Origin of the sequence: Arthrobacter sp. 131MFCol6.1, from assembly GCF_000374925.1 — a bacterium.
Classification (GTDB): Bacteria; Actinomycetota; Actinomycetes; order Actinomycetales; family Micrococcaceae; genus Arthrobacter.
Genome location: NZ_KB895541.1, coordinates 19,640 through 39,179 on the forward strand (window position 1 = coordinate 19,640; position 19,540 = coordinate 39,179).

Genomic DNA, 19,540 nt, shown 5'->3' on the forward strand with positions numbered 1-19,540 from the left:
TCTAGTGATAGTGGCACTAACCGGAATCATTGTCGTCAAGTGCCCCTCCATGGCGGGAACGGGGGCGCGGCAGGCCTACGTCTGCGGCCGGTTCCAGCGGTATTCGTTCTCCGGCCGGCCGGGGGTGCCGTAGCGGGCGGCGCGGGAGACTGTGCCGGCGTCGGCGAGGTACTCGAGGTAGCGCCGGGCGGTGACCCGGGACATGCCAAGCGACTCCATGACCTCGCTGGCCGACACCGCCCCGGCCTGGTGCTTGATGAAGTCCTTTACTGATTCCAGGGTGGAGACGGACAAACCCTTGGGCAGCGACACTTCGGAGGGGGCCCGCAGGCTCGCGAAGGCCTGGTCCACATCACTTTGGGAGGCCCCGGTCCCGGGCTTTCCCGTCCGGGGCGAGGCCAGTTGCTCGCGGAACTGCCTGTAGCTGGCGAGCTTGTCCGCGAACGTGGCGTAGGTAAACGGCTTGATCAGGTACTGGACCACGCCCGTGGCCACCGCGCTGCGGACAATGTTCAGCTCCCGCACGGCGGTGATGGCGATAATGTCCGCGAACAGTCCCGCCGCCCGCATCCGGCGTGCGATATCCAGCCCGTGCAGGTCCGGGAGGTTCATGTCCAGCAGGACGAGCTCCACCGGATTGCCGGCCGCAGAGAATTCGGTGAGCAGGCGCAGGGCGGACTGCCCGTCGGGCGCGGAACCGGCCAAGGTGAAACCGTCCAGCCTCTCGATGTAGGCGGCGTGCGCCGCAGCGGCAATGGGCTCATCTTCGACGACGAGCACCCGGATCTCGCTCATGGCTGTCCCTCTGTTGTGACCGGCGGTGTTGTGACCGGCAGCGTGACGCGGAAGAGTGCTCCGGCCGGGCTGGTGATTGTCATGGTACCGCCCAGCCGCTGGACGGACTGGCGGACGAGGGCCAGGCCGAGGCCGCGTCCGAACGGTCCCGGGGCCTTGGTGCTGAAGCCGTGCCGGAAGACGTCCTCCACGGCCGCCGGGTCGATTCCCGGGCCGCTGTCCTCCACCGTGATCTCCAGGGCGGAGCCGGTGGTCTCGACGGTCAGCTCCACGAGCCTGGGTGCCGGCGCCTCGGCCGCGGCGTCGATGGCATTGTCCAGCAGGTTCCCCAGGATGGCCACGAGGTCCTGCACGGCCAGCCCCGTCACCGCCGTCGAACCGCCGGTATTCAGGGTCAGTTCGACGCCGCGTTCGTGTGCTTCGGCTGCCTTGCCCATGATCAGGGCACCGAGCACCGGTTCCTCGATGGAACTCACCAGGTCATCGCTCAGGCGCTGGCTGAGTTCCAGGTCCTTGGTGGCGAAGTCCAGCGCCTCGGGGCCCCGGCCCAGTTCCATGAGCGAGACGATGGTGTGGAGCCGGTTGGCGTGCTCATGGGTCTGGGCGCGGAGCGCGTCCGAGAGCGTGCGCATGGTCTCGAGTTCACTGCCCAGGGATTCGATTTCGGTTCGGTCCCGGATGGTGGCAACGGTTCCGTAGACAGGAGCGCCGGAGACGGCAGCGCCGGACTCCGCTCCACGTTGGCGGGCGCCGGCAGACTCGGGTCCCACCGCGGGGCCCTGGTTGACCACGAGGATCCGCGAGCCGGTCAGGTGGATCTCATCCAGGGCGGTCCGCCCCGATTCGAAGAGCTCCTTGAGGCTGGGGGCCAAGGGCAACTCGGCGAGGGAGGGCGCCGCCCGGCGCCCGCCCCCCGCAGCGCCGGCGCCGTCCGCGCCGGGAGGGGGACCGCCGTCGGCGGACTGTTTCCTCAGCCCGAGCAGTTCGGCGGCCTGGTCGTTGTACATCACCACTTTGCCCTTGGGGTCGATGAGGATCACGCCCTCACGCACCGAATGCAGCACCGATTCGTAGTACGCGAAGAGCTGGCCCAGCTCTTCCGGGCCCCAGCCGCGGGTTACCCGGCGCAGGTACCGGCCCAGGAGCCAGGCCGCCGCCGAACCGCCAGCCAGCAGCGCCAGGCTGATGGCCAGCAGCGCCGGCAGCCGGCCGGAGAGTGCAACGTCCACCGTCCGGACCGTCACGCCCGCGGCCACGAGCGCCCGGACCTTGCCGTCGGCATCCTTGACCGGGGCGATGGTGCGCACCGACGGGCCGAGGGTACCGGCCATGACCTCCGTGAACACCTGCCCATGGAGGGCCGCGTCGATGGAGCCGATATACGGTTTGCCCAGTTCCTCATCGCGCGGGTGGGTCCAGCGGGTACGGTCCGGGGCCATGATCGTGACGAAATCCGCGTCGGCGTCGTTCATGATCTTCAGGGCGTACGGCTGCAGCAGGGCCGTGGGATTGGCCGTGTCCGCCGCCGCCAGGACGAAGGGGGCATCGGCGACGGTGGTGGCGATGCCGGCCATCCGGCGTCCGGCCTCCTCATAGGCGTGATCGCGCGCGTCGAGGAACACCGCCGTGCCTACGATGGCCGTCAGGGCCACCACGAACAGCAGATTGGCCGCAAACAGCCTGCGGGCGATGCTCCAGCGCCGGATCATCAACACCTTCCATGACCAATATGAACGCAAGGGTGATGCGCGTCACCTTCTCATCAATGATGGGGTTACACGCAAGAAGGACAAGAGCGGACCACAGCCAGGACCGCACCAAGTCCAGCCTATCCAAGGAGAACACCATGGCCTCTCAACGAGGAGAGTCAGCAGCACCGGCCGCCGCTCCGGCCAAGAAGCGCAAGGGACTGGACAAGTCCCACTACCTCTACATCGCTGTCATCGTCGCCGTGATTGCGGGTGCCGTTATCGGTCTGCTGTTCCCCGAGGTCGGCAAATCCCTCAAGCCGCTCGGCGACGGCTTCATCAAACTCATCAAGATGATGATCGCGCCCGTGATCTTCTGCACGATCGTGCTGGGCATCGGCTCCATCGCCAAGGCGGCCACGGTCGGCAAGGTCGGCGGCCTGGCGCTCGCCTACTTTGTGGTCATGTCCACGTTCGCCCTGGCGATCGGCCTCGTGGTCGGCAACCTGATCCACCCGGGCGAGGGCCTCAAGCTCGCCCCCTATGATCCGAACAAGAAGGCCGCAGCCGACAGCACCGTTGACTTCCTGCTGGGCATCATCCCGGGCGACATTCCCGTGTTGCCGACGCTCCTCGCCGCGATCCTGGTCGGCTTCGCGCTGCAGAAGATGGGCCCGCAGGGAGCCCCGATCCTCAAGGCCGTCGGTTACGGACAGGCCCTCGTGTTCCGCATCCTCATCATGATCATGTGGCTGGCCCCGGTCGGAGCCTTCGGCGCGATCGCCGCGGTGGTCGGTGCCACCGGCTTCCAGGCCATCATCAGCATGGCGACCCTGATGGGCGCCTTCTACATCACCTGCGCCCTGTTCATCGTCGTGATCCTCGGCGGTTTGCTCAAGGCGGTCGCGGGCGTCAGCATCTTCAAGCTCATGAAGTACCTCGGCCGCGAATACCTGCTGATCTTCTCCACGTCCTCCTCCGAAGCCGCGCTGCCCCGCCTGATCGCGAAGATGGAACACCTCGGCGTGTCCAAGCCGGTCGTGGGTGTCACGGTCCCCACCGGCTACTCCTTCAACCTGGACGGGACCGCCATCTACCTGACCATGGCCGCGCTGTTCGTCGCCAATGCCATGGGCACGCCGCTGGACCTTGGCGCCCAGGTTTCCCTGCTGGTCTTCATGATCATCGCCTCCAAGGGTGCCGCCGGCGTCACCGGCGCCGGGCTGGCCACGCTGGCCGCCGGACTCCAGGCGCACGCACCCCAACTGCTGGGCGGTGTGGGCATGATCGTCGGCATCGACCGGTTCATGTCCGAGGCGCGCGCCCTGACCAACTTCACCGGCAACGCCGTCGCCACAGTGCTGATCGGCACCTGGGTCAAGGAGATCGACGGCGGACGCGTGGACCGTGTCCTCGCCGGTGCCGAACCGTTCGACGAAGAGACGATGCTGGCCGGCCACTCCGGTGCACAAGACGCCGAACAGCCGGCACAGCCGGCACAACCGGTCCTGGCGCACGCCTGACCGCACGCCTGAACCCACGCCTGAACCGTCCTGATCCCCGGCCGCGGCCGGACCAGACGCACTACCGCTCGGTGACGCCCAAGCGCCCGGCAGCCCAGCTGCCGGGCGCTTGGGCGTTCGGATCAGCCCTCGTCGGCGCCGAACGGGGTGACCACCGTGCGGCGGGGCGTGCCGGCGTCGTCGTAGTTCAGGGTGCTGACGCGGACGCCGTACAGCGCCGAAAGCTGCGCATCCGCGAGGAGCGGCCCGGCGGGCCCGGTCACCACACCCTGGGCGCCCATGAGGACCACCGAGTCTGCGAGGAACAGGGCGTGGTCCGGGTGATGGGTGCTCACGAGCAGCGACATCCCGGTCCGCACAAGTTCCCTCAGGAGTTGGAGGACCCGGACCTGGTTTTTCAGGTCCAGCCCGGTGGACGGCTCATCCAGGACGAGGAGCCGCGAACCGCCGGCGATGGCCCGTGCAATGAGGACCAGCTGCTGCTCGCCCCCGCTCAGGGTCGGAAACAGCCGGTCGGCCAGGGCGGCGATCCCCACCCGGTCCATGGCGTGGAGCGCGGCGGCCCTGTCCCGGCTGCCGGGGGTGCGGAAGACGCCGATGTGGCGGGCACGGCCCATGACCACCATGTCCAGGGCGGGGTAGCCGAACGTGCTGCCGCGCGCCTGGGGAACATAGCCGGCCGTCTCGGACCTGCGCACCGCACCCTCCCGTACGGCCAGCATGCCGGCCGCGCAGCGCACCAGGGTTGTCTTGCCGCTGCCGTTGGGCCCCAGGACCGCGGTCACGGTGCCCGGGGGCACCGAGAAGCTGAGATCCTTGAACACCCAGTTCTGCGGTGAATAGCCAAACCCGGCCCCGCGCAGCTCAAGCACCGTCCCAGATCCTCTCCCGGTTCCGGCGCAACAGTACGAAGAATACCGGTGCCCCGATCAGGGCGGTCAGGACGCCCAACGGGATTTCCCCGGCCGTGGCGGTGCGCGCAATGGTGTCGATGGCGATCAGGTAGGCCCCGCCCAGCAGGAATGAGACCGGCAGCAGCACGCGGTGGTCCGGGCCCACCCACATGCGTGCGAGGTGCGGGATGACCAGCCCCACCCAGCTGATGACGCCGCTGACGGCGACGGCGCCGGCAACCATGAGGGCCACGGCGGCCAGGACCACCCAGCGCAGGGGGCGCGGCCGGAGCCCCAGGGCGGTGGCGTCATCGTCCCCGAGCGAGAGCACATTGATCCGCCACCGCAGGGCCAGCAGGACGACGCCGCCGGCAGCGATCGGAATGAGGGCCACCAGCACTTTCGCCCACGTAGCGGTGGAGACACTGCCGAGCAGCCAGAAGACGATGGCGGGCAGGGTGGTGAACGGGTCCGCCAAATACGTCACCAGGGCCACCAGAGCAGAGAAGAACGAGGCTGTGACGATTCCTCCGAGGACCACCATGAGGATGTGGGCGCCGCCCCGCCCGGACGTGATGAGGAAGACGATTCCCAGTGCCAGCAGCCCGAAGCCGAACGACCCGCCCACGAGGGCGACCGGGCCCAGACCCAGCAGCAGGGCCAGGGCACCGCCGAAGGAGGCCCCCGAGGAGACGCCGATGACCTCCGGGCTGACCAGGGGATTGCGGAACACGGCCTGCAGCGCTGCACCGCCGATTGCGAGGGCGCCGCCGACCAGCAGGGCGAGCAGGACCCTCGGCAACCTGACCAGCAGCACCACGTTTTCCTCGGCCGCGGGAAAGTCCGGGCCGAAGGGAACTATTCGGGAGGCCAGGATCTGTACGACGTGGTCGAGGGGCACGTTGTAGCGGCCGCTGGCGAGGGCCAGCGCGGACACGGCTGCCAGGACGGCGCCTGCGAGCAGGCAGGGACCGATAACCTGGCGCAGCCTCGATCCCCGGCGGCCGCCAGGGTGTCCCGTGGTCAGAGGCTGGGCCTCACGAAGCATCGAACTGCCGGTAGTTGGCCGAGGTGCCATTGGCTTCGGTCCACAGGATCTTGTCCAGCTCCGACGCCGATGGCCGGTAGCGGTACAGGAAATCGAAGTAGTCGTTTGTCTCGTCCCTCAGCGCGGAGCGGTTGCCGGAGGGGAAACTGACATCGGTGAGCCAGCGCCACATCAGCGGTGACTCCTGGCCGGGGGGATCCCAGCGGTAGCCGCCCAGCGGGACCTTGTAGACGCGGCGGGAGCGCACGGCGGAGACGCTTTGCCACACCGGGTTGCCGTAGACGTCGGCGGGCATCGCGTCGTCGAAGTTCCCGAGCAGGATGATCTCCGGATCCCAGGCAAGGACCTGTTCGACGTCCACGCCCACCATGCCCTTGCCCTGGAGGCCCTGCGGGCCGGTGGCGGGGTTGTGTGCCCCGATGAGCTTGATGTAGAAGTCGTTGTAGCTGCCGTTCCCGGCCACCTTGAGTCCGCCGCTGAACCGGTTGAAGTAGATGATGCCCGGGCCGCCGGTGCCGCGGGCGGCGGCCTCGGCCTGGATGGCCTTCTGCTGCCCGTCGCTGCGCGCCTTCATCTGCACAGCCCGGTCCGGGCGCCCCAGCATCGTTGCGAAGAGCGCGGTCCACGTGTCCACGTCCTGCTGCGTGCCGGTGTTCGTAATGCCCAGGACCTTCATCCCGGCCTGTTCCAGCGGTGTCGTCAGTTGCGCATCGCTCCACTGGACCACGACGTCGGGGTTCAGCGCCCGGATGCTTTCGACATTTGGCGTGAAGTCGGTCGTGGCGATGTCGTGCGGGATTTTCAGGGCCTCCGGGTACATGGCGCCCATGGCGCCGTCGCGCATCGCCACCCAGGAGGCGTTGTGCATCCCGGCGAGATGGCCGGCGCCCTGGTCGACGGCGGCCAGCAGGGAGGCGGCCGGCATGGGGATGGTCACCACCCGGGTGACCGGGCGGTCGAAACTCAGGACGGTCCCGCGCTGGTCCGTGACCTGGATCCCGGCAGCGCCGGAGGCGGAACCCGGTGGCGCAGTACCTGCAGTCCCTGCTGGCGGCGTTGACTGCGGCGTTGACTGTGGCGTGGACTGTGGCGATGTGCCGGCCGGGGCGCAGGAAGCGAGGAACAGCGCCCCTCCGCCGTAGAGGGCCGCTGCCAGTACAGATCGTCGGTTGGCTTCGGGGATGCTCATCGGCCTACCTCCCGGGAAGGACCGCGCGCAACGGCCATTCGCTCCGCGCCGGCCACAGCAAGGATCCCGGTGCGGCATTTCCTCACAGCATCCGCCGAATGCGCAGGGGTGTCAATGCCGGAAACGCGGGCATTGTTCGCCGATGGGCGCCGGTGCTAGCCTCGCTGATATCCCCTGTGAAACGAGGCCGCGGGATGGAAATCAACGGCGCCCAACTGTTTGTCCGCTACGCGTATCCGCCGAATTCGCGGGGCAGTTGCGGGCCGCCTGACAGCGACGCGCTGCTGCACTACGGCCAGTCCGGGGTGACCGACGCGGGCCTGCGCGAACTTGCCAAGGGGTTCGCCGGCGCCTGGCCGTATCTGGAGCTCATCGCCGGTGCCACCGGCAACCCGGACCCGCTGGACTACGCAGTGGTGGAGGCCTACTGGGTGGGAAACACGCTGCTGGACACCGTGGGTGTGCGCAGCATCGGCAATTCCATGGAGGACCGCTTCCGCGCACGGACCGGGCATCAGTTCCCGCACCTGATGGAAGGGGTCCTGGCCGGCGGCGTCCCGCACCACAGCTTCCACGTCCTGGAAATCTATCCGTGGACCGGACTCCTGCGCGATGACCGGCGCTCATCCACGGCCCTGAATGTCCTTGACCAATGCCGCATCCGGTGGGGCGAGGTGGTGGCCGTCGAAGGGGACAGCGCCCTCGTGCGCTCGCGGCCCCTTGCGTGGGACGGGATGGAGCTGTCGCTGGGGGAACAGGTGATCGAGACGGCCAAGTATGCCGTGGCCGGGTCCGGCTTCATCGCTGACCTCACGCCCGGGGACATGGTGTCCCTCCACTGGGACTGGGTGTGCGACCGGCTCTCGCCCGCCCAGCTCCACCGGCTCCGGCACTACTTTGCGCGCCACCTCAAGATCGCCAACTCCGGCGTGGAGCACCGCGGCGCCGCGATCGCCCTCGAATAGCGGGCGCCTGTACTTCCGTCAGTGGGGGAGTCCAGTCAGTGGGGAGCGAAGGCTACGGGACCGTGTCGGTGGGGTCCGGGCCCCGTCCCATGAGCTCAAGTCCCGTCATCGCACGGTCGGCACCATCCTGTTCCACGCGCTCCAAGGCGAAGCCCATGTGGATCAGGACCCACGTGCCGCTCGCCAAAGGGCCGTCGTCCAGGAGGCCAATGTTGATTTTGCGCTCCACTCCGGCCACATCCACCAGGGCGAGCTGCCCGTTGTAACCGTCGATCACTTCGATGATCCGGCCCGGTATTCCCAAACACATCCGTGGTTCCTCCTCAGCCAGCTTCATCCGGAGCCGCGCTCGCGGGCGCTGCGTCTGCGTTCGTGATGCGGGCTGTGACCAGGGTGCGGACTGCTTCCACGGCCGCCGGGACGGCACGGGACACGTCCTCGGACAGTCCCATGCCCTCGTCCGTTCGCGCCGCAATGCAGCCGACCAGATAGGTCTCCGGCAACGATCCGCCCAAAACACGGAGGCGGCGGAGGACAGCCAGCGGATCCATGCCATGCGGATCGAAGGCTGGATTGACCCGAAGGCCGGCCGGCGTCAGCGGTCCGCCGCTTTCCAGGTCCTCCGTCCGGATCTTCAGGATCCGGAGCGTTCCGGCGCTTGTGCTCCCGTCCGCCGGGGCCGGGAGCACATCCACGAGCACCAGCGCATCCACCCCGTCCAGGAGATCGTAGGCGAGGTGCAGCCCGCGGATCCCGTAGTCCCGCACCTGGACCTCCTCCGGCGCCCAGCCGGGCAGGCCGGAGACCTCCTCGGCCAGTCGGCGGGCGACGGCCGGTCCAAATCCGTCGTCGCGAAGGAACACGTTCCCCACGCCCGCGACGAGAACCCCGCTCACACCGGGCCTCACATGCTCCGCATGCGCACGTAGCGTTTGATGTCCGGAATTGAACGCAGGCCGACGACGGCTGCCGCCAGGCCCGCGGCCAGCAGGAGCACGACTGTCATGATGCCCAGAGCTTTCATGGTGATGGTTCCTTTCCGTTGTCCGGGGCCGGCGCCGCGTCGAGCGGCACGAGTTCCTCGGGGGCGAAATACAGATACCGGCCGTACCACTCCTGCAGTTCGGCGGCGGGGTCGGCCTCGAGGACCACCGCGACGTGCGTTCCGCCGTCGACGTCGAAGTGGACTCCGGTGACACGCCCCGACTTACCGGCGAAGAAGAGGTCCTGGGCGTCCGCGCGGCGCAGCGGAACAACCCGCACCCGGCTGCCGCGTGAGATCGGGACGCCGTCGATGAAGACGGTGTCCGATTCCGGATCCACGGCAGCGTCCCGCGCGGGATCCCACCACGGCGTGCCGGCGTCGGTGCCCGCGTCGGCGTCGCCGGGAACTGAAAGACCGGGAACTGAAAACTCGGGAACGGAGAACTCGGGAACTGAAAATTCCGGATAGTCCGGGACTGCGGGGCCGGGCAAGCCGCCGCCTCCGGTCCTCCCGGGTCCGCGCGGCTCCGGCAGTTGCACGGAATCGTGCGGATTCCGCAGGATGCCGTGCAGCTGCTGGAGTTCCTCTGCGGTCATGTTTTCGCAGCGTTCGATGATTGCCGCGGCCCGGGCATCGGTTGACCGGGCCTCCGCCTTTTCCTCATCGGTCAGGGTGAGCACCCGCAAGGTCAGGATTTCATCGATCTCCGTCGCATCGAACAGTTCCACGGTGCTTTCCGGTGCCACCGCCGGATGGTCATAAAGGATGATCGGGGACAGGAGCAGGACATCGCGCTGCCCCTCGGGGCCGGCGAGCACAGGCCAGCAGCGGTGCTGGCTGCACGAAGCCGCCGCCGCCGCTGCCCATCCCGGCGGATCGATCACCGACAGGAAATCGGCATCGTGGACGGCGAGCAGGACATGGGCTCCGATGAACGAGTACTCGATCGCGGAACGCTTGTCGGTGGTCGTTGCCGCCGCGTTCTCCACCGTGACCCTGAGCCGCCACAGCGGACCGCGGGCCGGCTCGGCCGCGGCATCGGCTTCGGCGGCCGGCCCCGGCGCCGCCACTTGCGTCGCCATCAGGCGCACCTCACCACGAAGCTCCCGGCGCCGGCGCACGAGCCTGCCGGCGGTGGTGCCGGCGGAGTCCAGCACGGGCTCGATGTCCTCGTTCGCCGGCACGTTGACCTGGGCGCACACGCCCGCGGCCAGCTGGCCGAGACTGAACGGCCCGAGCGTGATCTCCTGATCCGTTGCCTCGTCCCAGCTGAGCCACCGGGAAGCGCCGACGGTAAGTTCGTCGACGGGCGTGAAGCCGTCTTCATCCGCGCGTTCGGCGGTCCGTCTCTGGAGGTGCAGGAAGCGCAGATGTACGTCGACCCGGGCGGCGGCTCCCGGCTGGAGGAGGCAGTCCGCTGCCATGTCCGGCTCTTCGCCGGCACCGGATTCTGCCGCGCCCGGCGGCCCGAGCACCCCGAACTGCCAGCGGGCCTGGTTCTTGGCGGAGGAGGCGCGGTAGGGGTACAGGAGGTACCCCTCGTAAAGGACGGCGTCGGCGACGGCGCGTGCCAGGCTGAGCCCGGTGTTCACGGTACCGGGTCACCCGCCCCGGCCAGCAGCCCCTCGATTGCGCCTTCCCAGGAAATCAGGCCGTGGACCGCCTTGTACCTGGCCAGGGCCGCGAGGACGTCGCGGTCCAGACGGATCCATCCCTGGTTCGGGAAGAATGCGTCCATCAGCGAGCGCCAGGCCGCCACGGGCAGGTCGTACCTCGATTCCCGGTCCCAGGGAACCTGCTCGACGCCGAAGCCCGCCGCGCCGCGCGTGAAAACCGTCCCGGAGAAGAGGAACTCGAGCGGAACCGTCCCGTCCCGCAGGGAGTTCAGGTATTTTGCTGCGGCGACCTCGAAGTCGAACGTGCAGGGCAGCGGCAGGTCAACGTCCACGCTCTCCGCAAATCCCTGGACCAGGACGCCGCTGTGCATCCAGATGAAGGGCTTGAGCGTGGTGGGCCACCGTCCGCGGCTGCCAAAGAGTTCCAGCAGCCCGGCTTCCTCGTCGGCGTCGTAGCCGCGGCGCTGGGCCAGGATCCGCACCTGGCACCGCAGGGCCATGGCATGGACGGCGGCGCCGCTTTTCTCCTGGATCCGCAGGCGTGCAGTCAGCTGGGGCGCGGCCGCAAAGGGCTCCGGGGCGATGTCCAGCACGCTGAATTCGAGCTCAACCATGGCGTCCCTCCGGCTCTGCCGCGGCGGGGGCGGGCCTGCTGCGGCTGCTGATCCGGTCGAAGAATCCCGCGAGCTCCTGGCGGGACTCCTGGCCGCCGTCGAAGCCCTTCCACACCCGCCGCAGGCGGCCCACCAGCTCGTAGCACGCATCGATGGGAACCAAGTGGCAGTCCGCCCGTTCCCGGTCGGGGCCGGGGGAGCGGATCAGCAGGGCCTCCGTGTCAGGGGCGAGCACGGTGATGGCCGGGTTGGACGCCTGGACCGAGGCCCAGGCGTCCAGGGGAAGTTCCGACTCCGTGGCGCCGGCAGGGCTCGGATAGAAGGCGGCAGTCCGGCCAAGGGCCGAGTTGAAGAAGAAGAAGGCCAGCCCCACCGGGATTTCCAGCTCGTCCCACTGGGCCTGGCCGAGCTCGAAGGGTTCGAACGAGAGGTAGCGGTCGGGGACGGAACGGTAGCGCAGATGGGCCGACGAGTCCGTGAACAGCAGATAGCAGGGCCGGCACGTGCACAGCAGGGAGCGGCTCTCCAGATCCACCACGTGCTGGTGGGCGTCCGGGATGGGCTCCGCGCACATCTCGCAGCGCTCGCCGGCAGTCTGGGGCGGGCGGGTGGAAGCTATCCGGCGGAGCACGGCGAGCGCTGATGCGCTGTTTCCGGCGCTGTTGATTCCGGCGCTGCCGGCCGGCTGGCTCCCGGTTCCCGTTGGCGCCGTCATGCCCGGCTCCGTTCCCGTGCTGCGGCGTTCATGTACCGGCCTTTCACAGCGGGTCCGCGGTGGTGGGGACGGCCACCGAGGGAACCCCGTCGCGGAGCAGCAGCGGGAGGGGATCGAGATGCAGCCCCTTGTCCTCCAGGCAGGCCCCGGCCTTCCGAACGTCGAAGTGGCTGCGGCAGTGCGGGCAGCGCAACAGCCCCCCGCCCACCGGGGCCGCCAGCGCCCGCTGCAGCGAGGCGCCAGGCATGGAGTGGGTGCACCGCGGGCAGCGGTCCACAAACGCGTAGACGTCCGGGCCGATCCGGCACGTGAGCACCTCCACGCCCGTCACCAGGAATCCCGCCACGGCTCCGGACTCCAGCTCAGCGAGGGCCGGGACCGCCTGCCACGTGCCTGAGGCCGGCGTGCCGGCGTCGGGGACCGCCCAGTCCGGCGCGGCACCGCGAGTGCCGGCGTCGGGTGGGCCGCCCAGCCCGTCCAGCCGCGAGCGCAGGGCGCCGACCGGGATGAGGGCGGGAACGGCGGCGGGAGCCGCCTCCTCCACTTCGATGCCGGTCACCTCGGGCGCCGCGGATTCGATCGCGTCCTCGACGGCGAGCTTGAGCGTCACTGACGACGACGGACAGCCCTGGCAGCTGCCCAGCAGCCTCAGCCGGACGACGCCTTCTTCGCTGATGCCGAGCAGTTCCACATCCCCGCCGTGCGAGCCGAGGTAGGGCCGGACGGAGTCGAGGGCCCCGGCGACCCTGCCGGGCAGGTCAACGGGGTGCAGCCCGTGGATCAACAGCAGGCCGGACACCAGCGGGTCGGACGTGAGGGCGGACACCGTTCCGGGCCCGAGCACACCCTGCGAATCGAGCACGTGCAGGATTCGTTCCAGCCCGGCGCCGTACAGCTCCGTCACCTGCCGGACCAGTTCCTCCGCCCGCTCCCGGGCCACCGGACCGCCAGCACCCAGCGCGTCCAGGAGGGAACTGATCCGTTCACCTGCCGAGCCCAACAGATTCTCCCGGTCCATGGCCGGCTACTCACCGGTGAGCGACTGCGTGGGGGAGTGCAGCAAGTCCAGCGTCTGCCCGTCGCCGAGGTACATGTGGACGCCGCACGGCAGGCAGGGGTCGAAGCTGCGGACGGTGCGCATAATGTCGATGCCCTTGAAATGATCGCGGTCGTTCTCCTCGAAGATGGGCTGGCCCTGCACCGCGTCCTCATACGGGCCCGGTGTTCCTTCGGAGTCGCGCGGGCTGGCGTTCCAGGGCGTCGGCGGATAGGGATGGTAGTTGGCGATCTTGCCGTCGCGGATCACCATATGGTGCGAGAGCACGCCGCGGACAGCTTCGGTGAACCCGCAGCTGATGGCTTCCTCCGGCACCTCAAAGGACTCCCACGTCTTGGTGCGGCCGGCCCGGATCTCCTCGAGGGCCTTTTCGGCGAAGTGCAGTGCAGCGGCGGCCGCGTAGGCCTGGAAATAGGTCCGGGCGCGGTTCCGCTCCAGCGTGTTGCTCCACTGCGGGATCTTCCATTCCAGGGTCACCGGGCCCTTCAGCGCGGTCTTGGGGAGCTCGATCTGGACGCTGCTGCCCGTTGACTTGAGGTAGCCGGTGTCGACGAACCCGGCAAGGGCGGTCGACCAGAGCCGGGCGAGCGGGCCGCCGCCGGTATCCAGCGCCAGGTTGCTTTCGCCGTCATTCCACCGCGGCGACATCACCCAGCTGTACTTGTCCTCGAGGTCGCGCTTCTGCGGCCGCGGGTTGGTGTGCTGGTTCCAGGGATGCCGGCGGTCCACCGGGTTGCCCAGCGGATCGCGGGTGACGAACATTTCCTGGTCGCCCCAGTCCTCGTAGTAGGACGAGCCCAGCATGATCCGGATCCCAAGGTTGATCCGCACCAGGTCCGTGGTCACGAGTTTGCCGTCCACCACGACGCCGGGGGTGACAAACATCTTCCGGCCCCACTCCGTCATGTCCTTGTAGGCGAAATTGCAGAACTCCGGATCCTGGAAGGATCCCCAGCAGCCCAGCAGGGTCCGCCGCAGCCCCACCTGCTCGTACCCGGGCAGCGCAGCATAGAAGAAGTCGAAGAGGTCATCGTGCATCGGCACGACCTTCTTCATGAACTCCACGTACCGCATGAGCCTGGTGATGTAGTCCGTCATCAGCTGGATCGTCGCCACGGTGCCCACGCCGCCGGGGTAAAGCGTGGAGGGATGGACATGCCGGCCCTCCATCAGGCAAAACATTTCCCGGGTCATCCGGCTCACCTGCAGCGCCTCGCGGTAGAACTCCCCGGTAAACGGGTTCAGCGAGCGCATGATGTCCGCGATGGTGCGGTAGCCGTGCTCGGCGGCATGCGGGGCGGGGGTGTTCTCGGCTTTGGCCAGCACCGACGGGTTGGTTTCGGAGACCATCTTCTCGCAGTAGTCCACGCCGACCAGGTTCTCCTGGAAGATGTTGTGGTCGAACATGTACTCGGCAGCCTCGCCCAGGTTGACGATCCATTCGCCGAGGTGGGGCGGCTTCACCCCGTAGGCCATGTTCTGCGCGTAACAGGAACAGGTGGCGTGGTTGTCGCCACAGATTCCGCAGATCCGGCTCGTGATGAAATGGGCGTCCCGGGGGTCCTTGCCGCGCATAAAGATGGAATAGCCGCGGAAAATCGAGGACGTGCTGTGGCATTCCACCACTTGGTTGTTCTTGAAATCGACCTTGGTGTAGATGCCGAGGCTGCCGACGATCCTCGTGATCGGGTCCCAGGCCATCTCCACCAGGTTCTCGCCCGCGGTACCGTCCGCCGAGGGCATCGGAATCGTCGAAGTCATTGCATTGCCTCTCTGCCTAGCGTCCCTACCAGGTCCGCTTGGCGCCGGTCAGCAGTTCATTACCGGGTTTGCGCCAGCGGGGTTCCTGGTCCAGCGTGTGCTTCGTGATGTTCCGCAGTGTCCTGATGGTCTTGCCGTACGGCATGACCGACGCGGTCGACAGCTTGCCGCCGGGAGGTTCGTCCATGAACGGCATGAATTTGTCCGGGAATCCCGGCATCGTGCAGCCGATGCAGATGCCGCCCACGTTGGGGCAACCGCCGATTCCGTTCATCCAGCCGCGCTTGGGCACGTTGCACTTGACCACCGGTCCCCAGCAGCCGAGCTTGACGATGCACTTCGGGGACCCGTATTCGGTGGCGAAGTCACCCTGTTCGTAGTAGCCCGCGCGGTCGCATCCCTCGTGCACCGTCTGGCCAAATAGCCAGGTCGGCCGGAGCGCCTCATCGAGGGGGATCATGGGGGCCTGCCCGGTGGCCTGGTACAGCAGATACGTCATGGTTTCGGACAGGTTGTCCGGCTGGATGGGGCAGCCCGGGACGCACACGATCGGGATCCCGGCCTTGGACCGCCAGTCATACCCGAGATAGTCGGGCACCCCCATGGCCCCGGTGGGGTTCCCGGCCATGGCATGGATGCCGCCGTAGGTCGCACAGGTCCCGGCGGCGATGATCGCCGTCGCCTTGGGCGCCAGCCGGTCCAGCCACTCGCTGGTGGTGATCGGCTGTCCGGTGTCGAGGTTGTTGCCGAAGGCCGCCCAGTAGCCGCCCGCGGCGTGCAGCTTCTCATTCGGGATGGACCCCTCCACCACCAGCACGAACGGCTCCAGCTCGCCGCGGTCCGCCTTGCGGAACCACTCGAGGAAGTCGTCGGCGCCTTGCTGCGGGCCGCATTCGAAGTCGATCAGCGGCCAGTGCATGGCAATCTTGGGAAGTCCGGGGAGCGCCCCAAGGGCTATCTCCTCGACGCTTGGCTGGGTTGCCGCCGTCAGGGCCACGGAGTCACCGTCGCAACTGAGCCCGGCATTGATCCACAGGACGTGGATCAAGGTTTCTTCCGCTTTCAATGCAGTAGCTGTAGGCATCGTTGCCTCCTTCGGAGCCCGCCCTGTGGCTGCGGCTCGAATGTTGCGTCAGCAGGTCAAACGCGTAGTCCGCCAGAACGCGGCGCACTCCCGGCGGCAGCCGTCGCCAGGTGGGGATTCTTCCGGATCCACTCCAGCCAGCCGTCCATGCCGTCGCCGGTGGTAGCTGACAGGGTCAGGACGTCGACGCCGGGATTCAGCAGGCGCGCCTGGCGCACGCAACGCTCGACGTCGAACTCCACATAGGGGAGCAGGTCTGCTTTGTTGATGATCACCAGGTCGGCAGCCAGGAACATGTGGGGGTATTTCTGCGGTTTGTCATCGCCCTCCGTAACTGAGATCACGACGACCCGGGCCGATTCGCCGAGGTCGAACAATGCCGGGCACACCAGGTTGCCCACGTTTTCGATGAAGAGTGTCGATCCGGGGACCGGGTCCAGCGCACCCAGCGCCCGCTGCAGCATCCCGGCGTCCAGGTGGCAGCCTGCTCCGGTGTTGATTTGGATCACCGGCCGCCCGGTGGACCGGATCCGGTCGGCGTCCAGCGAGGTCTCCTGGTCACCTTCAATGACCCCGATCTCCAGTTCGCCGGCCAGTTCCCTGATGGTCCGGACCAGGAGCGTGGTCTTGCCGGCCCCGGGGGAACTCATGACATTGAAGGCCTGGACGCCGCGTCCTTCCAGCCAGCCCCGGTTCCGTGAGGCCAGGAGGTCGTTCTTGGCGAGAAGGTTCTCCTCAAGGGAGATGAGGGTCCGTCCGTCCGCCGCGGGGCTGTGCCCGGGATCGGCTGTCCCGGGGGACTGCGGATGCTGATGGCCGTGGCCGTGATCGTGGGCATGGCCGTGATCGTGCTCGTGATCGTGCTGATGGCCGTGATCGTGCTCGTGATCGTGGGGATGCGGGTGTTCGTGCGGGGCTGCAGCAGCGTGCGCAGTGTCGTGCACAATTTCGTGCACAGTTCCGTCGAGGTCCGAAATTCTGGTGCCGGCGTCGTCGCCGCATCCGCACGTCGCACACATGTCTACGCAACCTCCACCGAGGTGACCAGGAGTTCCCGGCCACTGACGACTTCGACATCGGCACTGCCGCAGGGGCAGAGCAGAAACATGTCCTCAAGGACGAACTCGTCGCGGCAGCTGCGGCACCTGGCCCGGCCCTCGGATTCATCGATCGTCAGGGTTGCCCCGGCCAGCGGCGTGTCAGCTGAAACGACGTCGAAGCAAAAGCGCACGGCGTCCGGGAGGACGCCGCTCAAGGGTCCGATCCGCAGGTTGACGCCCGTCACGGAGCGGCCGCCGGTCCGGTCCAGGACCGCCTCCACAAGACTTTGCGTGATCGAAAGTTCGTGCATGAGCCGCTGCCACCTCGTCGTTTCAATGTAGGCCTGCGGGGTACAAACTTCAATATGTACGGATCCCCCGAAGCGCGCGCCCGCCTGCCTGCCTCAGCCGCTCGCTGGGTGCCTCCCGGCGTGCCTCACGGCGTGCCTGCCGGCACGCTCAGGCCGCCGGGCCCGCCCCGAGACAACCTTCGACTTCAACCCGAACGTCAAGGCACAGCGTCCGGCCCAGTGTCAAGGTCCGGCGAATACCGGGTCGGGCGCTGTAACCTTGGGAGGAACGCGCTGGGCTCTGGAAGCTTGGACGCGGCACAATGAAGCACGACAATCACCGTCATCGAAAGTGTGGATAGATACGTGAGCAGCGAACAGGGTTCAGCAACTCTGGAAGGCACCGAACTCGATCTGGAAGACGCCGTCATGGGCCCCACCGGGCGGCCCCAACGCGACTTTCCGGAGCCCGCGCCGCTGTCCTCCCACGGTCCTGCGCGGGTCATCGCCATGGTGAACCAGAAGGGCGGGGTGGGCAAAACCACGTCCACCATCAACCTTGCCGCCGCCCTGGCCGAATACGGCCGCCGCGTGCTCCTGGTCGACTTCGATCCGCAGGGCGCCCTGTCCGCCGGCCTGGGCACCAACCCGCACGAGCTCGACCTCACCGTGTACAACGTGCTGATGGACCGCAAAGTGGACATCCGCGACGCCATCCAGAAGACCGGCGTGGAAAACGTGGACCTGCTCCCGGCCAACATCGACCTCTCCGCCGCCGAGGTGCAGCTGGTCAACGAAGTGGCCCGCGAACAGGTCCTGGACCGGGCATTGAAGAAGGTCGAGGACGACTACGACGTCGTCCTGATCGATTGCCAGCCCTCACTCGGCCTGCTCACCGTCAACGCGCTCACCGCCGCCCACGGCGTCATCATCCCGCTGATCTGTGAGTTCTTCGCCCTGCGCGCCGTGGCGCTGCTCGTGGAAACCATCGACAAGGTCCAGGACCGCCTCAATCCGCGCCTGCAGGTCGATGGCGTGCTCGCCACGATGTACGACGCCCGGACCCTGCACGGCCGCGAGGTGATCGCCCGCCTGGTGGAGGCCTTCGGCGACAAGGTCTTCGAAACGGTCATCAAGCGCTCGATCAAATTTGCCGACGCCACGGTCGCGGCCGAGCCCATCACAACCTACGCGGGCAACCACGTCGGTGCCGACGCCTACCGCCGCCTGGCCAAAGAGCTGATCTCGCGCGGCGGCGCGCCCTAGCCAGGATCGTGGCAGGCGCCTTTTCTCCGCCAGCGAATCTCGATATGCCGGCGGAGCTCGACACGCGCGCGGACTCCGCGCTATCCGCGGGCCCCGGCGTCACTGCAGCACCGCCCGTCAGTGCAGAACCGCCCGGGAAAAAGCCCGGATTCGAAGTGAGGCTGGCCAACTTCACCGGCCCGTTCGACCTCCTGCTCGGCCTGATCTCCAAGCATCAGCTGGACATCACCGAGGTGGCGCTGTCCACGGTCACTGACGAATTCATCAAGTACATCAGGGGCCTGCAGCAGCTGGGGGAGGAGTGGGCCCTGGATGAGGCCAGCGAATTCCTGGTGATTGCTGCCACCCTCCTGGACCTCAAAGCGGCCCGGCTGCTGCCCGCGGGCGAGGTCGAGGACGATGAGGACATCGCCCTGCTGGAGGCCCGGGACCTGCTGTTCGCCCGGCTGCTGCAGTACAAGGCCTTCAAACAGGTGGCCGGCATGATCGGCTCCACGCTCGAGCTCGAGGCCCGGCGGTATCCCCGGCAGGTCGCCCTGGAGGGACACTTCGCTGCCCTGCTTCCGGAGCTTCTGTGGCGGCACACCCCGGCGCAGTTCGCTTCCCTGGCCGAGGCGGCCCTCAAACCCAAGGAGGCAGCCCCCACCGAAGTGGGCCTCGCGCACCTGCACGGCGCGCCCGTCAGCGTCAAGGAACAGGCCGAGCTGCTGGGGAACCGGTTACGGCTGGGCACGCCGCTGAGCTTCCGGGCGCTGATCGCCGACGCCGAATCCACGCTGGTGGTGGTGGCGCGGTTCCTGGCGCTGCTGGAGCTGTTCCGCGACCGCGCGGTGGGCTTTGACCAGCTGCTGCCGCTGGGGGAACTGACGGTGCACTGGACGGCCGATACCCAGGGGTGGAGCAGCGAAAACCTGAGCGAAGAATACGAGGACCAACCGTGAACGAACGATTCCCTGACGCTGCCCGCGAGGCGGGGGCGGAAGCCGGGACAGACGCCGGTCCGGACGTCGC

The 19,540-nt window shown here is 67.9% G+C and carries 20 protein-coding genes; 4 read left to right on the plus strand and 16 right to left on the minus strand.

Going from position 1 to position 19,540, the window contains the following annotated elements:
* Positions 1-75 precede the first annotated feature (75 nt).
* Both C566_RS0100095 and C566_RS0100100 read right to left on the minus strand, forming a co-directional pair.
* Positions 76-795 carry a response regulator gene (locus tag C566_RS0100095; RefSeq protein ID WP_018772289.1) on the minus strand — a complete coding sequence of 240 codons (720 nt, stop codon included), beginning with the start codon at positions 793-795 and terminating at the stop codon, positions 76-78.
* Positions 792-2,504: a sensor histidine kinase gene (locus C566_RS0100100; RefSeq protein ID WP_018772290.1), complete on the minus strand. Its 1,713-nt coding sequence runs from the start codon at positions 2,502-2,504 to the stop codon at positions 792-794. The genes C566_RS0100095 and C566_RS0100100 overlap by 4 nt, the downstream gene beginning before the upstream one ends.
* A 137-nt stretch (positions 2,505-2,641) precedes the next feature.
* Between C566_RS0100100 and C566_RS0100105 the strand changes: the two genes are divergently transcribed.
* Positions 2,642-4,006 carry a C4-dicarboxylate transporter DctA gene (locus C566_RS0100105; protein WP_018772291.1) on the plus strand — a complete coding sequence of 455 codons (1,365 nt, stop codon included), beginning with the start codon at positions 2,642-2,644 and terminating at the stop codon, positions 4,004-4,006.
* Positions 4,007-4,128: 122 nt separating this feature from the next.
* Here the strand turns inward: C566_RS0100105 and C566_RS0100110 are convergent, their stop codons facing one another.
* From C566_RS0100110 to C566_RS0100120, 3 genes are read right to left on the minus strand one after another with little or no spacing between them, the layout of a single operon-like run.
* Complete coding sequence (locus C566_RS0100110) at positions 4,129-4,878, minus strand: ABC transporter ATP-binding protein (protein ID WP_018772292.1); 750 nt, start codon at positions 4,876-4,878, stop codon at positions 4,129-4,131.
* On the minus strand, positions 4,871-5,977 hold the full coding sequence (locus C566_RS0100115; protein ID WP_231386223.1) for a FecCD family ABC transporter permease: 1,107 nt from the start codon (positions 5,975-5,977) through the stop codon (positions 4,871-4,873). The genes C566_RS0100110 and C566_RS0100115 overlap by 8 nt, the downstream gene beginning before the upstream one ends.
* Positions 5,937-7,136, minus strand: a complete 1,200-nt coding sequence (locus C566_RS0100120; RefSeq protein ID WP_081627220.1) for an ABC transporter substrate-binding protein — start codon at positions 7,134-7,136, stop codon at positions 5,937-5,939. The genes C566_RS0100115 and C566_RS0100120 overlap by 41 nt, the downstream gene beginning before the upstream one ends.
* A gap of 194 nt (positions 7,137-7,330) precedes the next feature.
* Here C566_RS0100120 and C566_RS0100125 point away from each other — a divergent pair, with 194 nt between their 5' ends.
* Entirely contained in the window at positions 7,331-8,101 is a 771-nt protein-coding gene (locus C566_RS0100125; protein ID WP_018772295.1) for a DUF6390 family protein, read from the plus strand.
* Between the two features lie 52 nt (positions 8,102-8,153).
* Here C566_RS0100125 and C566_RS0100130 read toward each other — a convergent pair whose 3' ends face one another.
* From C566_RS0100130 to C566_RS0100180, 11 genes are read right to left on the minus strand one after another with little or no spacing between them, the layout of a single operon-like run.
* Positions 8,154-8,411: a HypC/HybG/HupF family hydrogenase formation chaperone gene (locus C566_RS0100130; RefSeq protein ID WP_026266232.1), complete on the minus strand. Its 258-nt coding sequence runs from the start codon at positions 8,409-8,411 to the stop codon at positions 8,154-8,156.
* Positions 8,412-8,424: 13 nt separating this feature from the next.
* Positions 8,425-8,997 (minus strand): hydrogenase maturation protease, encoded by a 573-nt coding sequence (locus C566_RS0100135; RefSeq protein WP_018772297.1) that lies wholly within the window; start codon positions 8,995-8,997, stop codon positions 8,425-8,427.
* 8 nt (positions 8,998-9,005) lie between these two features.
* Positions 9,006-9,125, minus strand: coding sequence for a DUF6893 family small protein (locus C566_RS23415; protein WP_018772298.1), 120 nt, complete (start codon positions 9,123-9,125; stop codon positions 9,006-9,008).
* A complete protein-coding gene (locus tag C566_RS0100145; RefSeq protein WP_018772299.1) occupies positions 9,122-10,678 on the minus strand; it encodes a hypothetical protein in 1,557 nt (518 codons plus the stop codon). The genes C566_RS23415 and C566_RS0100145 overlap by 4 nt, the downstream gene beginning before the upstream one ends.
* Positions 10,675-11,316 carry a DUF6084 family protein gene (locus C566_RS0100150; protein ID WP_018772300.1) on the minus strand — a complete coding sequence of 214 codons (642 nt, stop codon included), beginning with the start codon at positions 11,314-11,316 and terminating at the stop codon, positions 10,675-10,677. Before C566_RS0100150 ends, C566_RS0100145 begins: the two co-directional genes overlap by 4 nt.
* A complete protein-coding gene (locus C566_RS0100155; protein WP_018772301.1) occupies positions 11,309-12,031 on the minus strand; it encodes a DUF5947 family protein in 723 nt (240 codons plus the stop codon). The genes C566_RS0100150 and C566_RS0100155 overlap by 8 nt, the downstream gene beginning before the upstream one ends.
* Positions 12,032-12,074: 43 nt before the next feature.
* On the minus strand, positions 12,075-13,049 hold the full coding sequence (locus C566_RS0100160; protein WP_026266233.1) for a NifU family protein: 975 nt from the start codon (positions 13,047-13,049) through the stop codon (positions 12,075-12,077).
* Between the two features lie 6 nt (positions 13,050-13,055).
* A complete protein-coding gene (locus tag C566_RS0100165) occupies positions 13,056-14,849 on the minus strand; it encodes a nickel-dependent hydrogenase large subunit (protein WP_018772303.1) in 1,794 nt (597 codons plus the stop codon).
* Between the two features lie 25 nt (positions 14,850-14,874).
* The gene (locus C566_RS0100170) at positions 14,875-15,933 is read right to left on the minus strand and encodes a hydrogenase expression protein HypE (protein ID WP_026266234.1); all 1,059 of its coding nucleotides are present in this window, start codon (positions 15,931-15,933) and stop codon (positions 14,875-14,877) included.
* A gap of 56 nt (positions 15,934-15,989) precedes the next feature.
* The gene (hypB, locus tag C566_RS0100175; RefSeq protein WP_018772305.1) at positions 15,990-16,952 is read right to left on the minus strand and encodes a hydrogenase nickel incorporation protein HypB; all 963 of its coding nucleotides are present in this window, start codon (positions 16,950-16,952) and stop codon (positions 15,990-15,992) included.
* Positions 16,953-16,954: 2 nt separating this feature from the next.
* Positions 16,955-17,284, minus strand: a complete 330-nt coding sequence (locus C566_RS0100180) for a hydrogenase maturation nickel metallochaperone HypA/HybF (RefSeq protein ID WP_018772306.1) — start codon at positions 17,282-17,284, stop codon at positions 16,955-16,957.
* Between the two features lie 345 nt (positions 17,285-17,629).
* Here C566_RS0100180 and C566_RS0100185 point away from each other — a divergent pair, with 345 nt between their 5' ends.
* The gene (locus C566_RS0100185; protein ID WP_018772307.1) at positions 17,630-18,529 is read left to right on the plus strand and encodes a ParA family protein; all 900 of its coding nucleotides are present in this window, start codon (positions 17,630-17,632) and stop codon (positions 18,527-18,529) included.
* Between the two features lie 44 nt (positions 18,530-18,573).
* Positions 18,574-19,470, plus strand: a complete 897-nt coding sequence (locus C566_RS0100190) for a segregation and condensation protein A (RefSeq protein ID WP_018772308.1) — start codon at positions 18,574-18,576, stop codon at positions 19,468-19,470.
* Positions 19,471-19,540: the final 70 nt, after the last annotated feature.

What these genes read in the sequence shown, in the direction of transcription:
- C566_RS0100105 (WP_018772291.1), top strand. Translation starts at nt 2,642, where the DNA reads ATGGCCTCTCAACGAGGAGAGTCAGCAGCACCGGCCGCCGCTCCGGCC.
- C566_RS0100125 (WP_018772295.1), top strand. Translation starts at nt 7,331, where the DNA reads ATGGAAATCAACGGCGCCCAACTGTTTGTCCGCTACGCGTATCCGCCG.
- C566_RS23415 (WP_018772298.1), bottom strand. Translation starts at nt 9,125, where the DNA reads ATGAAAGCTCTGGGCATCATGACAGTCGTGCTCCTGCTGGCCGCGGGC.
- C566_RS0100115 (WP_231386223.1), bottom strand. Translation starts at nt 5,977, where the DNA reads ATGGCACCTCGGCCAACTACCGGCAGTTCGATGCTTCGTGAGGCCCAG.
- C566_RS0100120 (WP_081627220.1), bottom strand. Translation starts at nt 7,136, where the DNA reads ATGAGCATCCCCGAAGCCAACCGACGATCTGTACTGGCAGCGGCCCTC.
- C566_RS0100190 (WP_018772308.1), top strand. Translation starts at nt 18,574, where the DNA reads ATGCCGGCGGAGCTCGACACGCGCGCGGACTCCGCGCTATCCGCGGGC.
- C566_RS0100180 (WP_018772306.1), bottom strand. Translation starts at nt 17,284, where the DNA reads ATGCACGAACTTTCGATCACGCAAAGTCTTGTGGAGGCGGTCCTGGAC.
- C566_RS0100160 (WP_026266233.1), bottom strand. Translation starts at nt 13,049, where the DNA reads ATGGACCGGGAGAATCTGTTGGGCTCGGCAGGTGAACGGATCAGTTCC.
- C566_RS0100100 (WP_018772290.1), bottom strand. Translation starts at nt 2,504, where the DNA reads ATGATCCGGCGCTGGAGCATCGCCCGCAGGCTGTTTGCGGCCAATCTG.
- hypB (WP_018772305.1), bottom strand. Translation starts at nt 16,952, where the DNA reads ATGTGTGCGACGTGCGGATGCGGCGACGACGCCGGCACCAGAATTTCG.
- C566_RS0100165 (WP_018772303.1), bottom strand. Translation starts at nt 14,849, where the DNA reads ATGACTTCGACGATTCCGATGCCCTCGGCGGACGGTACCGCGGGCGAG.
- C566_RS0100150 (WP_018772300.1), bottom strand. Translation starts at nt 11,316, where the DNA reads ATGGTTGAGCTCGAATTCAGCGTGCTGGACATCGCCCCGGAGCCCTTT.
- C566_RS0100130 (WP_026266232.1), bottom strand. Translation starts at nt 8,411, where the DNA reads ATGTGTTTGGGAATACCGGGCCGGATCATCGAAGTGATCGACGGTTAC.
- C566_RS0100095 (WP_018772289.1), bottom strand. Translation starts at nt 795, where the DNA reads ATGAGCGAGATCCGGGTGCTCGTCGTCGAAGATGAGCCCATTGCCGCT.
- C566_RS0100170 (WP_026266234.1), bottom strand. Translation starts at nt 15,933, where the DNA reads ATGCCTACAGCTACTGCATTGAAAGCGGAAGAAACCTTGATCCACGTC.
- C566_RS0100155 (WP_018772301.1), bottom strand. Translation starts at nt 12,031, where the DNA reads ATGACGGCGCCAACGGGAACCGGGAGCCAGCCGGCCGGCAGCGCCGGA.